The 15577-nt window shown below is 31.4% G+C and carries 11 protein-coding genes; 2 read left to right on the top strand and 9 right to left on the bottom strand.

All coding sequences use genetic code 11. From position 1 onward, the window contains the following. Nucleotides 1-706: 706 nt before the first annotated feature. Entirely contained in the window at nucleotides 707-1198 is a 492-nt protein-coding gene (locus tag KEC93_RS07830; RefSeq protein WP_077868645.1) for a 2Fe-2S iron-sulfur cluster-binding protein, read from the bottom strand. A 387-nt stretch (nucleotides 1199-1585) separates the two neighbouring features. Next, the gene (locus tag KEC93_RS07825; protein ID WP_017211431.1) at nucleotides 1586-1735 is read right to left on the bottom strand and encodes a hypothetical protein; all 150 of its coding nucleotides are present in this window, start codon (nucleotides 1733-1735) and stop codon (nucleotides 1586-1588) included. 536 nt (nucleotides 1736-2271) lie between these two features. Here KEC93_RS07825 and KEC93_RS07820 point away from each other — a divergent pair. Then, the gene (locus tag KEC93_RS07820) at nucleotides 2272-2850 is read left to right on the top strand and encodes a 5' nucleotidase, NT5C type (protein ID WP_023976864.1); all 579 of its coding nucleotides are present in this window, start codon (nucleotides 2272-2274) and stop codon (nucleotides 2848-2850) included. Between the two features lie 48 nt (nucleotides 2851-2898). Here KEC93_RS07820 and KEC93_RS07815 read toward each other — a convergent pair whose 3' ends face one another. From KEC93_RS07815 to kdpF, 7 genes are all read right to left on the bottom strand, one after another. Further along, nucleotides 2899-3597, bottom strand: coding sequence for a response regulator (locus tag KEC93_RS07815; protein ID WP_039773319.1), 699 nt, complete (start codon nucleotides 3595-3597; stop codon nucleotides 2899-2901). Next, nucleotides 3590-6301, bottom strand: coding sequence for an ATP-binding protein (locus KEC93_RS07810; RefSeq protein WP_031276378.1), 2712 nt, complete (start codon nucleotides 6299-6301; stop codon nucleotides 3590-3592). Before KEC93_RS07810 ends, KEC93_RS07815 begins: the two co-directional genes overlap by 8 nt. Before the next feature lie 146 nt (nucleotides 6302-6447). Further along, on the bottom strand, nucleotides 6448-6783 hold the full coding sequence (locus KEC93_RS07805) for a hypothetical protein (RefSeq protein WP_065415896.1): 336 nt from the start codon (nucleotides 6781-6783) through the stop codon (nucleotides 6448-6450). 47 nt (nucleotides 6784-6830) lie between these two features. Next, a complete protein-coding gene (locus KEC93_RS07800) occupies nucleotides 6831-7457 on the bottom strand; it encodes a K(+)-transporting ATPase subunit C (RefSeq protein WP_077868646.1) in 627 nt (208 codons plus the stop codon). A 66-nt stretch (nucleotides 7458-7523) separates the two neighbouring features. Next, complete coding sequence (gene kdpB / locus KEC93_RS07795) at nucleotides 7524-9587, bottom strand: potassium-transporting ATPase subunit KdpB (RefSeq protein WP_077868647.1); 2064 nt, start codon at nucleotides 9585-9587, stop codon at nucleotides 7524-7526. Nucleotides 9588-9621: 34 nt separating this feature from the next. After that, nucleotides 9622-11301: a potassium-transporting ATPase subunit KdpA gene (kdpA, locus tag KEC93_RS07790; RefSeq protein WP_023976870.1), complete on the bottom strand. Its 1680-nt coding sequence runs from the start codon at nucleotides 11299-11301 to the stop codon at nucleotides 9622-9624. Between the two features lie 32 nt (nucleotides 11302-11333). Next, on the bottom strand, nucleotides 11334-11411 hold the full coding sequence (kdpF, locus tag KEC93_RS26875) for a K(+)-transporting ATPase subunit F (protein WP_077310054.1): 78 nt from the start codon (nucleotides 11409-11411) through the stop codon (nucleotides 11334-11336). Between the two features lie 395 nt (nucleotides 11412-11806). On the opposite strand from kdpF, the gene nifJ reads away from it, so the two are divergent. Beyond that, nucleotides 11807-15325, top strand: coding sequence for a pyruvate:ferredoxin (flavodoxin) oxidoreductase (nifJ, locus tag KEC93_RS07780; protein ID WP_023976244.1), 3519 nt, complete (start codon nucleotides 11807-11809; stop codon nucleotides 15323-15325). Nucleotides 15326-15577 lie beyond the last annotated feature (252 nt).

The raw sequence follows: 15577 nt of genomic DNA, 5'->3' as shown, positions 1-15577 counted from the left end.
GACAGTAAATTTCTAGTATACATTCTTTCACCTATCCTTTAAAATCTATTTATTTACATTATTAAGTGTAATACTCTATTATTAATTAAAACTTGTTTACGTGTAAAAAGCATGTTAAAACTCCTTCTGTTTTTGCTGATTTTATATAGATAATTCAACTAAGACCTTAACTTATGCATATAACTCGCCGAAATGAATAACATACTTCTGTTCCAGTTTCTAGTTGGGATATATTTCATAGTATAAATCTAACTTAGAATTGGCTTATCTATATAGGTATCCAAACTTAGAATCCAACTTATTAGATGAATGTATTTACAAATTTACTAAAACTTTAAGTTCATATCTTCACTAGAAATCATAAATATATTTGTGGAGAAAACATTTGAAAATGAGCTGTTAAAGGTTCTTAGCTGTAGGTTGTTCCATTTTAGCTTGTCAAACTGAAAGTTGGAGCATGCTAAAGTGGATACTACCTGCTGCTTAGAACCTTCAGCGATATTTTCATAGCTTTTCGGAATCAAAATATTTATAATTTCGGTGAGGTATACTTAGGCTATGAAATATATCCTAACTAAAATAATAAGGCTTAGAAATGCAATTTAATAACATTTCTAAGCCTTATTTTAAAATAAATATTATTCACTAATCTATTCTTATTAATTTAGCTATATTTTTTGTCTATGTACTTTATATTCTATATATTCTATTTATCTGATTTTTTATTCTTTTTTGCAGTATCTTTGTTATGTACCTTATGGTTCAACTTATTATCATCACTATCTATCTTAATTTTCACCTCTTCGGTTTCAGAAGCTTCTACTTTATCATTAGCATCTATATCTTCTTTGCTTAATTTTATTTTATCACTATCCTTAACTTTTAAAGTACCACACTTAGTATCCTTTTTAGCTTTTATATCTTCGCTATCTATTATTTCTATCACTGAATCCTCAAGTATACGGGTTTGGCATGCCAATCTATATCCATCATCAATTTTTTCTTTTCCTAAAACTTTTAATTCTTCTTTAGTTGGTTCAGAAAGTTTTCCCTCTATAACTTTAATAACACACTTTCCACATTTTCCTTTTCCTTCACATGAGTCATTAATTTTTACCTTAGCATTTTTAGCAGCTTTTAAAACCTTTTTCTCATCTTTAACTTCTACTTCACTTATAAACTTAACCCTTACTGACATTCTTTCCCTCTCCTTTAAATCTTATATTGATAATTTTAAATTGACAGTTGTAACTTTAGTAAAGCTACCCTCTAAAAATTATATGATTGTTTACCTCTACAACTTCCCAATCAAAACTTAAATCCAAAATTATTACTCTAAATACTTATCTTTATTAAAATTATATACTTTAAATCATGATACTATACAAAACCTACTGGGTTCTATGCCTCAATAGCTCAATATTACTATTTTCAACTTTCCCTCTATATTTCTTTGCACTAACAATGACATAAATAGCAAACCAAGGTACTTATTTTAAATGACATATAAATGACAAATAGAGTCACCTTTTGTTGGTAACTCTATTTATTATATAATCCATATACTCGATCTATATTTAAATCATTACCATCTACATCCTCCAACTCTAACACTCCAGTTTCTCATTTTCTTTGCAGTTTGATCGCTTTGATAAGCCTTAATCTCATTCTCAGCTTTCTTTCTTCTTTTAATTATATCCTTAACTGTTTTTTGAGTTAGTTCTTTTGGAGTCATATTATCCCACCATCCTTTTTATTTTTGAAATAAAATTTCATCATTACATAAAGTCAATGGTAAATATATTAAGTTTGTACACATTAATTATTTTGTATAGTATTAAAATCACATCATTTATTCTATAAAACGCTGTACTTAAAATTTATTTATCTTTTACTGTAATTATACATCACATTTCTAATTTTTCACCATAATGCGTATAAATTATATTTAATATAAGCATTAAATTAGTAAATTTCTTTAAATACAACCTTTCTAAATCTATTTATTTCTATCATACAATAAAATTGTTAAATTTCTACACGTAAAACTTTAAAAGAACGTTAAAAATATTATATTGGTTACTATACTAAACTAACATTATTTTATTATTCATAAAAGTAACACAACATTAACATACCTTTAATGCTATCTTAGCTTTTTATAAATATACTATATCTATAAAGAATTTAACCATTCTTTGCTTCCTCAATTAAGAATAACCTTGTGGAAGTTTTCTAATATAAATATTTAATAAAGGAGATGTAAATAAAATGAATACTTTAAATATCTGTATTGATATCGACGGAACGATAACTAAGGCTTATGACTGGCTAGATATGGCGAATAAATATTTTAAGAAGAATATAACGGAAGATCAGGTAACAGAATATGAAATTCATGAAGTTATGGGTATAAAAAGGCAGGAATATGACGATTTCTATAATAGAAATAAGTTCAAACTCCACTCAGATCAAAAACTAAGAGATGGTGCTAAACTTGTTATAACTGCATTGCATCAATTTCATAATATATATTTTGTGACAGCTAGAGATTTAGAGCTAAAAACACTGACTCATCTATTTTTAAGAAACAATGAAATACCTTATGATAACTTATTTGTTTTAGGTAGCCACTACAAGGTTGACAAAGCACACGAATTAGATTGTAATGTTTTTATTGAAGATAACTACAATAATGCAATTCAGTTATCGGAGGCAGGATTCAATGTTCTTCTTATGGATACAAATTATAACAGGAAACCTATAAATGATAAAATAACTAGAGTTAATAATTGGAATGAAATATTCTTAATTATAACAGAACTATCTTCACAAATTAAAGCTGTTTAAAAAAAAGCCTCTCCTTAAAAGAATTAGGATAAGCTTTTATCTTAATAACTAATCATCTATCAGCCTGTATCCAACACCAACTTCTGTATAAATATATTGTGGCTGTGCTGGATTCTTCTCTATTTTCCTTCTAAGGCTTGCCATAAAAACCCTAAGTGATTGAGTTTCATTACCTAAAGCTGCACCCCAAATTTCATTAATTATGAAATTATGGGTTAATACTTTTCCTGCATATTTACAAAGTAGTGCCATTATTTTATATTCTATAGGGGTTAGATGTATATCCTCGTCATCTATACTAACTTTTCTTTTATTAAAATCAACAACCAATCCCTTAACCTTAAATATTTCTGTATTTTTATTTTCAGATGTATTTGTTACACTGTGCCTTAAAGAAACTCTAATCCTAGCTAATAATTCTCCAATTCCAAAAGGCTTAGTCAAATAATCATCTGCTCCTTTGTCTAAAGCTTCAATCTTCTGTCTTTCATTTTCTCTTGCTGAAACTATTATTATAGGTATTTTAGACCACTCTCTTACTTTTGTGATAACATTGATTCCATCAATATCTGGAAGCCCTAAATCCAATATTATCAAGTCTGGTTTATGAGACATAGAAAGCGCAATAGCTTCAATTCCTTTCTCTGTTTCTATATAATTAAATCCTTGTGCTTTTAATGATGCTGTTATGAAATTTCTTATGGGCCTGTCATCTTCCACTACAAGAATATATGGCTTATTATCCATCTATCTTTCCCTCCTTTGGAATGTTAAATCTAAAAATTGCGCCTCCTTCATCTTTGTTCTGGGCGCTGATTTTCCCACCATGTCCTTCAACTATAGATTTACAAATTGCGAGCCCAAGCCCAACACCTCTTCTTGAATCAGATATTTTATCTCCATTTGTAAAAAATCTATCAAATATATGTGGTAATATTTCTTCTGATATTCCTATCCCATCATCTATTACCTCAAATATAACATCGCCTACTTCCTCATATACTTTAACCTCAATTAAAGCTTCCTTAGGAGTAAACTTAATAGCATTATCAAAAAGATTTATAAGAACTTGCTCAATTAAATTTCCATCCATAGATAACATTATAACATCTTCTGGAACTGTTACCTTTATCTCATGATCCTTCAAGCGTTTTGAAGTTCTTTGAACTGCTTCATATACAACTTCTTCTACGAGTTCAAGGTTCTTTTTAATTTTCATGTTCCCACCTTCAAATCTAGTCATGCTGAGTAAATTTTCTACCAATCTTATAAGCCATTCAGTATCATCATAAATTCCTTGGAAAAGTTCATCTTTAGTATCTTTAGATAGAAGTTCTCCTGTTTCAATGATAGTACTTATTGCTCCTTTTATCCCTGCAAGTGGACTTCTTAAATCATGGGAAATTGATCTTAAAAGATTACTTCTTAATCTCTCACTTTCAATTTCTAACTTTGAATTTTTCTGAGTTTCAGCGAGAATTTCTCTATCTAAAGCAATATATATTTGACTAGCTACAGTCTCGAAAATGAATTTTTGTTCTGGTTTTAAGTTTCCAGTGATACAAGAGACACCTAACACGCCTAATACTTTATTATGACTTTTCAGAGGCATATAATATCCTTTTGCTCCATAGAAAGTATTAGTTCCCGCACCTGACTCTTTATCATTTAATAATGTCCAATATGCAACAGCTTCTTCCTCTTTATTTAGCAATGTCCGATCTTTCTCACCTTTAGTAGCCGTATAAATAAAAGGTGTTGTTAATTTATTTTCTTGAACTAAGTAGCAAATAACTGTTCTTTCTAATAATCTAGATAAATATTTTATCCCTATTCCCACAACATCAGCTGTACCTGTTGCACTTAGTAACTTTCTACTTACTCTATATAAAATTTGTGTTGTATTCTCTCTTGCTAAAGAATTTTGTGCTTCCCTTTGTATCTTGCTTGTGAGAGTACCAATTGTAAATGTCACTATTAACATTATTGGGAAAGTAGCTAAGTAGCTTTTATCATAAACTTCAAGAGAATATCTTGGATCAGTAAAAAGAAAATTAAATAAGAATATACTTATGATTGAACATATAAATCCTAAAAGATACCCTCTAGTTTTCATATTTACTATAATTACACCCAGAATAAAAATCATGATGACATTTGCTTCACGAAATCCTATGTAGTCTATAAATAATGAAATCATTGTAGATATAATCATTATTAAACTAGCTGTTAAAATTTCTTTCCATGAAATACTGACCCTTACTTTTTTTCTTTTTATAATGTTTTCTTTTTCTTTATTAAAAGTTGAATTCGGTATAACATAAACGTCTATATATGAATTAGACTCCATTAATTTATCAACTATATCTCTAGCATAAATTCTAAAAAAATTATTTGGTTTTTTATGATTTTTTCCTATTATAATCTTTGTGACATTTCTAAATTTTGCATATTGAATTATTTGTTCAACTATATCATCGCTATATACAGTTACTATCTCTCCATCCAACTCTTCTGCCAACTTAAAATTTGCACTCAAACTCTCCTTATCCTTTTTACTTAAGTTTCTCGACTTTGTTGTTTCCACATAAAATGCTATCCATTTTGAATGATGTGCTTCTGCCATTCTCCTTGCTGTTCTTATAACCCTTGAAGAAGATGGTGATGAAGAAATGCAGGCTAATATTGCATCTACTGTTGGCATTACGGTAATTTGCCCTTTTGACAACCTTACGCTTTCCACTTCATAATTTACTCTATCAGCAGTTCTTCTTAATGCAATTTCTCTAAGTGCAAATAAATTATTTTTAGTAAAAAAATTATTAAATGCTTTTGTCGCTTGTTCCTTATCATACACTTTTCCATCACTAAATCTTTTCAAAAGTTCATCTGGTTCAATATCAATTAATTCTACTTTATCAGCCTCATCAAATATTTTGTCCGGAATTCTTTCTCTAACTGAAATATGGGTTATACTTTCAACTATATCATTTAAGCTTTCTATATGCTGAACATTTAAAGTCGTATAAACATTTATTCCCGCTTCTAAAAGTTCCTCAATATCCTGCCATCTCTTTCTGTGCCTTTGCTCACTAGCATTTGTATGAGCTAGTTCGTCTACTAGCATAATTTCAGGTTTTCTAATAAGAGCCATATCCAGGTCAAATTCTTTTAAGGTTATCCCCTTATACTCAATAATCCTATTTTCTATACTCTCAAGTCCATTTAGCAATGCCATAGTTTCTGGTCTTGCATGTGGTTCTATATAACCTATCACTACATCGTAGCCCAATTTCTTCATATCATGTGCTTCCATAAGCATTGCATAGCTCTTACCAACACCAGCAGCATAGCCAAAAAATATTTTTAATTTTCCTCTTGAAGACACATTCTCTTCTTTTTTTATTTGATTTAAAAGATACTGTGGATCTGGCCTTTCATTTATATCTATTTAAATCACTCCTAACATTTCTTTAATTTTATCTTAGGCACATAAAAGAAACTAATAGTAAGACATACTGTTTTATTATTTCTTTGATTGCGCCTTCTGCCTAATGAAATTATATATCGTCTAATAATAATATAAAAGTACTTTCACTACTCTACTTTAGAATAAGTAGACTCTTTTCCTAAGTAATCATAAAATTCTATATTACTTCCTTTAACTTCTCCATTTAAAGATTTAACTCTCATATAGTTTTGTTTATCCTCATCAAAAGTTATTTCTATTTTATTATCATTTATAGTATACTTACCATACGTATAAAATACATCCTTATAAGAATTGTTTATTACCTTGCATTTACCATTCGAATTAAGCTCTAAAATAGTATTATCAGATGTTTTATATTCTCCAGCATATGGATTATTATTACACCCAGCTATGGAAATGATTATGATAATAGCTAAAAGCCCTAAAAATACTCTTTTCATAGTAATCCCTCTCATTCTATAAAAGTAAAATGAACTAGAATCCCAAATTACTTTATATTTAAAAGTGAAGCTATTTCCATATTGACTTTTAGAACATTTACTCTTGGTTCACCAAATACCCCAAGTGTTCTACCTTCAGTATATTTATTAACTATTTTTTGAAGATCTGCTTCACTTATTCCTGATGCTTTTGAAACTGCTGGAATTTGAATTTCTGCCGCCTTTGGACTTATATCAGGATCTAACCCAGAACCAGAACTTGTAAGCAAGTCTGTTGGTATATCTTCTTTCTTAACTCCAGGATTAGCAGCTAAGAAATCATTTATATCTTTTTCAACTCTTTCTCTAAGAATTTCATTGGAAGGCGCTAAATTTTGTGACCCTGAGCCCACTCCACTATATACTGCCTTTCCGCTTTCATCGGGTACAGTATCTGCTTCTGTATAAGTGTTATAATTTACAGCTGAAATTCTTCCTCTAAAGAACCTTGGATCTGTGAAATTTTGTCCTATAAGTTCCGATCCAACTTCATTTCCATTAACAGTTATCATACTTCCATTAGCTTTTCTATTAAAAACCAACTGGCTTATTCCAGTCATTAAAAGAGGATATATAAGCCCACAAAGTACCATAAAAGTAATACTTAACAGAATAGATTTTTTGATTATTTTCATATAAAAATCTCCTTTTCTTATTGAGGTGCATAATTTTTTCTTAGCTAATAATCTTCACTATCTAAGTTAGCCAATATTAAGAATTCTGACTAACGGAGTAATAATCATGTCAATTACCTTTATTCCTATGAATGGAATAATTACTCCACCGCCTCCATAAATAAGCATATTTCTAAGCAACATCATCTCTGCTTTCATCGGTTTATATTTTACGCCTTTCATTGCCACAGGAATAAGTAGTGGTATTATTATTGCATTAAATATAAGAGCCGATAGTATAGCACTATATGGTGTTGAAAGTCTCATTATATTCATAATCTGCATTTCAGGTATAGCTACTGTAAATATGGCAGGTATAATAGCAAAATACTTTGCTACATCGTTAGCAATACTGAAAGTAGTTAAAGCCCCCCTTGTAATCAATAATTGTTTTCCTATTTCAACTACCTCAAGAATTTTTGTTGGATCCGAATCTAAATCTACCATATTAGCTGCTTCTTTAGCCGCTGTGGTTCCACTATTCATGGCAAGTCCTACATCTGCCTGTGCTAGAGCTGGTGCATCATTGGTTCCATCTCCAGTCATAGCTACAAGTTTACCTTGTTCTTGTTCTCTTTTAATTGCATCAATTTTATCTTCTGGTTTACATTCAGCTATAAATTCATCTACACCAGCTTCTTTAGCAATAGTTGCAGCAGTCAATGGATTATCACCAGTACACATAACTGTTTTAATTCCGATTTCTCTAAGTCTTTGAAATCTGAGAGCAAGACCTGGTTTAACAGTATCTTTAAGATATATAACTCCGTATATTTTATTGTTTATGCAAACTACAAGAGGTGTTCCTCCAAGTTTTGATACTCTGTTAACAGCTTCATCTAAATCATCTGGAATAATTCCTCCCATTTCTTTTATTCTGTTTCTTATAGAATCAGAAGCTCCCTTTCTTATAGCAGTACCATCAGGCAAGTCCACTCCGCTCATTCTTGTTTGAGCTGTAAACTCAATAAAATCTAAATTTTTATACTCTTCTTCATTAATTGTTGCTTCGCTTCTTCTAGCAAGATCAACTATTGATTTTCCTTCTGGTGTATCATCTTTTATTGAACAGATTACTGAATAATTTATTAAATCTAATTTCCTTACGTTGTCAACTGGTATAAAATCCGAGGCTAATCTATTACCAAATGTTATAGTACCTGTCTTATCAAGAAGCATTGTATCAATATCTCCGCAGGCTTCTACAGCTTTTCCTGACATAGCTATAACATTGAATTTAGTAACTCTATCCATACCTGCAATCCCAATAGCCGATAATAGACCACCAATTGTTGTTGGTATTAAACAAACAAGAAGTGCTATTAAAGTTGAAATATAAATTGAAACACCCGAATAATTAGCCATTGGATAAAGTGCAACTATAACTATAAGAAATATAATTGTTAAGCTAACAAGTACAGTATTAAGCGCAATTTCATTTGGAGTTTTTTGTCTTGATGCTCCCTCTACAAGAGATATCATTTTATCCAAAAATGACTCACCTGGTGTTGCTGTTATCTCAATCTTTAGCCAGTCACTTACAACCTTTGTTCCTCCTGTAACTGATGCAAAATCTCCTCCACGTTCTTTCATAACAGGTGCTGACTCACCAGTTATTGCAGATTCATCAACAGAGGCTATTCCTTCTACAACTTCACCATCATTAGGAATTATATCTCCATTTTCAACTAAAACTATATCTCCTTTTTTTAATTCATTTGCATTTATGACCTTAGTTGTTCCATCAGCATTCAACAATTTTGCTACAGTATCTTTACGCATTTTCTTTAAATTCTCAGCTTGAGCCTTTCCTCTACCCTCAGCTACGGCTTCCGCAAAATTTGCAAAAAGTACTGTTATAAACAATATTAGAGCTACAATAAAATTATATATTCTTAAATTACTTCCTTTATCTCCAAATAAGCTTGGACAAAATGTAAGCAATAAAGTTATAACAAATCCCACTTCAACAACAAACATAACTGGATTTTTTATCATATATTTAGGATTTAGTTTCTTAAAGGACTCTATAATGGATTCTCTCAATATATCTCTTGTAATAAATTTAGACTTTTTTCTTTTATCACTCATACTATTTTTCTCCTTGCTTTCTACTTCATAATAATCAATTCCACAATGTTAAATGCTCTGCTATTGGTCCAAGCGCTAAAGCAGGTAAAAATGTTAATGCTCCAATTATTAAAACAATTGCAATTAGAGTTAATGCAAACATTGTATTATCTGTTCTAAAAGTTCCTATTGTTGTTGGAATTGTTCTTTTGGCCGCTAAAGAGCCAGCTACCGAAAGAAGAATTATAATTGATAAATATCTTCCATAAAACATCACTATACCTGTGGCAGTATTCCAAAACAGAGTATTATCTCCTAACCCTTCAAATCCAGAACCATTATTTGCTGCTGAAGATGTAAATTGATAAACTATTTGAGTTAACCCATGAAATCCTGAATTTGATATTCCTGCAATTCCCTCTGGCGATATTAATGCCAAAGCTGAGGACATCAATATTAGTAATGGGTGAATTATTATAGCTAATGCTATAAGCTTAATTTCTTTTCCTTCAATTTTCTTTGATAAAAATTCTGGTGTTCTGCCAACCATAAGTCCACATAAAAAGACAGTAAGAATAGCATACATCATCATATTCATAAATCCTACGCCCTTACCTCCGAATACAACATTAAGCATCATATTCATAAGAGCAATTGCTCCACCTATAGGTGTTAATGAATCATGCATATTATTAACTGTTCCTGTTGTGAAGGACGTAGTTACTGTCGCAAATAATGCAGATTGTCCTACTCCAAATCTCACTTCTTTCCCTTCCATATTCCCCATAAGTTGATTTAACCCCACATGTGCTAATGCTGGATTTCCAGCCTTTTCTGCATAATAACATATTGGAAGTGCTATTATAAATATTCCAGCCATTGCTCCAAATATGGTCCAGCCTTGTTTTTTATTTCTAAGCATTAACCCAAAAGTATAAACTAGTGCTCCTGGAAGTATCATCATAGATAGTATTTCAATTAAATTTGATATAGGTGTTGGATTTTCAAATGGGTGAGCCGAATTTGCCCCGAAGAAACCTCCGCCGTTTGTACCTATATGCTTAATTGATTCAAGAGCTGCTACCGGGCCAATTGCTATATCTTGCATTTTACCTTCTATTGTAGTAACTGTTTTAGTTCCAGATAAAGTTTGTGGTACGCCTTGACTTACCAAAAGAATTCCCACTATTATTGATAGTGGCAATAAAACTCTTGTTGTAACTCTTGTCATATCTACAAAAAAGTTTCCTATTAACTTTCTTCCAATTATTCCTCTAATAAAAGCAATAGCTGCTGAAAAGCCTGTTGCTGCTGATGTAAACATCATAAAAATAATCACTATCATTTGACTAAAATTAGAAAGTCCTGATTCTCCACTATAATCTTGAAGATTTGTATTAGTCATAAAACTTATAATTGTATTAAAAGATAGACTTTGTTCCATTCCATTTATTTTATTTGGATTAAAAAATAAGAATCCTTGAGCTCTAAGCATTATATATCCTATAAATACCATTGCAGCATTCACTGCTATAATAGAAAAAATATATTCTTTCCAATCCATTTCGTCATCTTTACTTATTCCACATATCTTGTAGATAAAGTTATCGATTTTATCAAATAGCTTGTCTCCAATGATTTTATGACCAGTGCTAACATAATATAGATACTTTCCAACTGGTACTACTATTATCATAAAAAGTAGTAAAGTTATTATTATTTGTAACCACTCCATAACTATTCCTCCTAGTTCCACTACTAATAATTTTAAAATTTCTCTGGATTAAATAATGCATACCCTAAATATCCAAAAAGTAAAATTATAATTACAACTAAACTTAGCATTTATATTCCCCCATTTATTTTCTTTTACTTGTTAGTTTGTTTTCCACACCAATTAGCAAACAGTATGATAGAAAAAAATCCTACAAATAATGATGTCAAAAAAATAAAATCTAGCATCATCATATTTCTCCTTTCGTCATTCATATCTCATATATAAATATTACTAGCTATAATATAAAGATTGGATTAAGACTTTTTTCTTCTGCATAAAGATTGTATAAAGATTTCGCTTATAGAATTTTATATTTAATATCTTCCATGTCCATAATTTAATATAAATTATTACTAAATGTACGGCTTATCAGAAATATGTATACTTTTCCTCAGTTTTCAAATAATAAATGAGATAAATAAATTATGATTTTCTATAAAAATAGAAGAGGAGGATTAGCCTAATGCAAAAAGTCACAAAAACAATGGACGGAAATCAAGCCGCAGCATATGCTTCCTATAATTTTACTGAAGTAGCTGCAATATATCCTATAACGCCTTCTACACCTATGGCCGAGGGGGTTGATGAATGGTCTGCTCACGGAAAGAAAAATATGTTTAATCAGCCAATTAAGGTTGCTGAAATGCAATCTGAAGCTGGTGCAGCTGGCGCAGTACACGGATCACTTCAAGCTGGTGCACTAACTACTACATATACAGCATCACAAGGCTTGCTGCTTATGATACCAAACATGTATAAGATTGCTGGAGAACTTTTGCCTGCAGTATTTCATGTAACTGCTCGTGCAATTGCAACTCACGCACTATCAATTTTCGGAGATCACCAAGATGTTATGGCAACTAGACAGACCGGATTTGCTATGCTTGCATCAAGCAGTGTTCAAGAGGTAATGGATTTAGCATGTATAGCCCATTTAAGTGCAATTAAAGGAAGAGTTCCATTTACTCATTTCTTTGATGGTTTTAGAACATCGCATGAATACCAAAAAATTGAGGTACCTGATTTTGGAGAAGTAACTAAACTCGTAGATAAAGCTGCTTTAAAAGCTTTCAGAGATAGAGCTTTAAATCCTGAACATCCAGTTGCTAGAGGTACAGCACAAAATCCTGATATCTACTTCCAAGGAAGAGAAGCTCAAAATCCTTTCTTTGATGCAGTGCCTGATATAGTAGAAAATTACATGAAGGAATTAAAAAATATTACTGGAAGAGAATATCACCCATTCGATTACTACGGAGATCCTGAAGCTGAAAGAGTTATAGTAGCCATAGGTTCAGTATGTGATACTATAAGTGAAGTTGTAGACTACTTAAGAGAAAAAGGCGAAAAAGTAGGTATGATAAAGGTTCATTTATACAGACCTTTCTGTGATAAGTACTTCTTTAACGTTTTACCTAAGTCTGTTAAGAAAATAGCTGTATTAGATAGAACAAAAGAACCTGGTGCACCTGCTGAGCCATTATATTTAGACGTTACTAAGCTTTTCTATAATAAAGATAACAAAACAGTGATAGTTGGTGGACGATATGGGTTAGCATCTAAAGATACAAGACCGTCTCAAATTATTTCTGTTTTTGGCAATTTAAATTCAGATAAGCCAAAAGATAATTTTACTGTTGGTATAGTTGATGATATTACTAACACTTCTCTGCCTGAAGGAGAAATAATTGATACTACACCACAAGGAACTATAAGCTGTAAATTCTGGGGGTTAGGATCAGATGGTACAGTTGGAGCAAATAAGAGTGCTGTTAAAATTATAGGTGATAATACGAATTTATATGCTCAAGCATATTTTTCTTATGATAGTAAAAAGTCTGGTGGTACTACAGTGTCCCATTTAAGATTTGGAAAGAGCCCTATAAAATCTCCTTATTTAGTTTATAATGCAGATTATGTTGCTTGTCACAACAAATCCTTTATCTATAATTTTGATGTCTTAAAGGGGCTAAAAAAGAATGGAACTTTTGTACTTAACTGCCCATGGAATAAGGATGAAATTGAAGATAAATTACCTGCAGCATATAAGAGATATATGGCAAAAAATAATATTAAATTCTATACTATAGATGCAATTGCTATTGCTGGCGAAATAGGTCTTGGAAATAGAATTAATATGATAATGCAATCTGCATTCTTTAAACTTGCTAATGTTATTCCTGTGGAAGATGCAGTTAAATATTTAAAAGATTCAATTTCCCACTTGTATGGTAAAAAAGGTGATAAAATAGTAAAAATGAATCATGATGCTGTTGATAGAGGGATAGATTCATTGAACGAAATTAGTATACCTGAATCTTGGGCCAATGCTGAAGATAGTGATAAACCAGTTAAAGACGAACCAGACTTTGTTAAAAACATTCAACGTCCTATGGCAAGACTTGAAGGTGATGAATTACCAACAAGTACATTTAAAGGAATGGAAGATGGTACTTTCCCTCTTGGAACTACAGCCTATGAAAAACGTGGTATAGCTGTTAATGTTCCTGAATGGCAAACAGATAAGTGTATACAATGTGGTCAATGTGCATTTATATGTCCTCATGCTACAGTACGCCAATTCTTAGTTGATGAAAATGAAATGAAGAATGCTCCTGAAGACTTCATTACAAAGAAGGCTGCTGGAAAAGGTCTAGAAAACTACGGTTATAGAATACAAATAGCTCCTCTAGACTGCACTGGCTGCGGTAACTGCGCTGATGTATGTCCTGCTCCTGGTAAAGCTCTTATAATGAAACCGGCTGAAGAACAAATATTAGAGCAAGCTGAAAACTGGGAATACGCAATGAAGCTTACACCTAAGGAAGACTTGATTGATAGAAATACCTTAAAAGGCAGCCAATTAGTTAGACCTCTTCTAGAATTCAACGGTGCTTGCCCTGGATGTGGAGAGACTCCATATATAAGACTTCTAACACAACTTTTTGGTGAAAGAATGATAATTGCTAATGCAACTGGATGTTCATCTATATGGGGTGCAAGTGCTCCTTCTATAGCTTATACCACAAATGCTGAAGGAAAAGGTCCAGCTTGGGCAAATTCATTATTTGAAGACAATGCCGAATTTGGATATGGTATTTTCCTAGGTGTTAAACAAATAAGAGAAAAGCTAGCAGATTTAATGAATGAAGGATTAGAATCACCTGATTTTAGTGACAACATTAAAAGTGCATTCCGTGAATGGCTTGATAACTTTAATGATGGAAACGAATCAAAAATAGCTTCTGCTAAAGTTTTAGAAGTTCTAAAAAATTCTAATAATGAAATTGCTAAAGAAATATTAGAAAGAAAAGATTATTTAGTTAAAAAGTCTCACTGGATACTCGGTGGAGACGGATGGGCTTACGATATAGGCTACGGTGGAGTCGATCAAGTGCTTGCTATGGGTGACGATGTAAACATATTTGTAATGGACACAGAAATCTACTCTAACACTGGAGGGCAGGCTTCAAAATCTACTCAAACTGCTCAAGTTGCTAAATTCGCAGCAGCAGGTAAGAAAACTAGAAAGAAAGATTTAGGACTTATGGCTATGAGTTATGGCTACGTATATGTTGCTCAAATAGCTATGGGTGCAAACATGAATCATGCTATTAAGGTAATAGCTGAAGCTGAAAAATATCCAGGACCATCAATCATTATAGCTTATGCTCCATGTATAAGCCATGGCATAAAAGTTGGTATGGGTAACAGTATAAAAGAAGAAAAGAAAGCTGTTGAGTCTGGATATTGGCATCTATATAGATATAACCCATTATTAAAAGATGAAGGTAAAAACCCATTCTTACTTGAATCAAAAGAACCTTCTGCTCCATATAAAGACTTCTTGCATGGAGAAATACGTTACTCATCATTAATGAACGTATTCCCAGAGGTAGCCGATAAATTATTTGATGAAGCAGAAAAGAATGCAAAAGAAAGATATGAAACTTATAAGCGCTTAGCTGATATGCAATATTAGTAAAAAAATTCCAAATAATACACATGTAAATAGTAACCAAAATAAAAAAATCCCCGATTTTCCGGGGATTTTTCTATAGATAATTTGAAAATCAAAAGTTATATTCCACTAGAAATAAGAAGCATGTTTTGTGGAGTGTTTCATTGGAATTTTTATGGTTATGATTCTTGATTAGAAGTTGTTCCAAATATGCTAGTTCAAACTCGCTTTTGAGGCTAGCATTTTGGGTACAACTTCTAATCTTAGAATCGT

The sequence above is a fragment of the Clostridium beijerinckii genome, from assembly GCF_018223745.1.
Classification (GTDB): domain Bacteria; phylum Bacillota; class Clostridia; order Clostridiales; family Clostridiaceae; genus Clostridium; species Clostridium beijerinckii.
The sequence above is the reverse complement of the archived record's forward strand: the minus strand, read 5'-3'. Positions and strand labels throughout refer to the sequence as shown.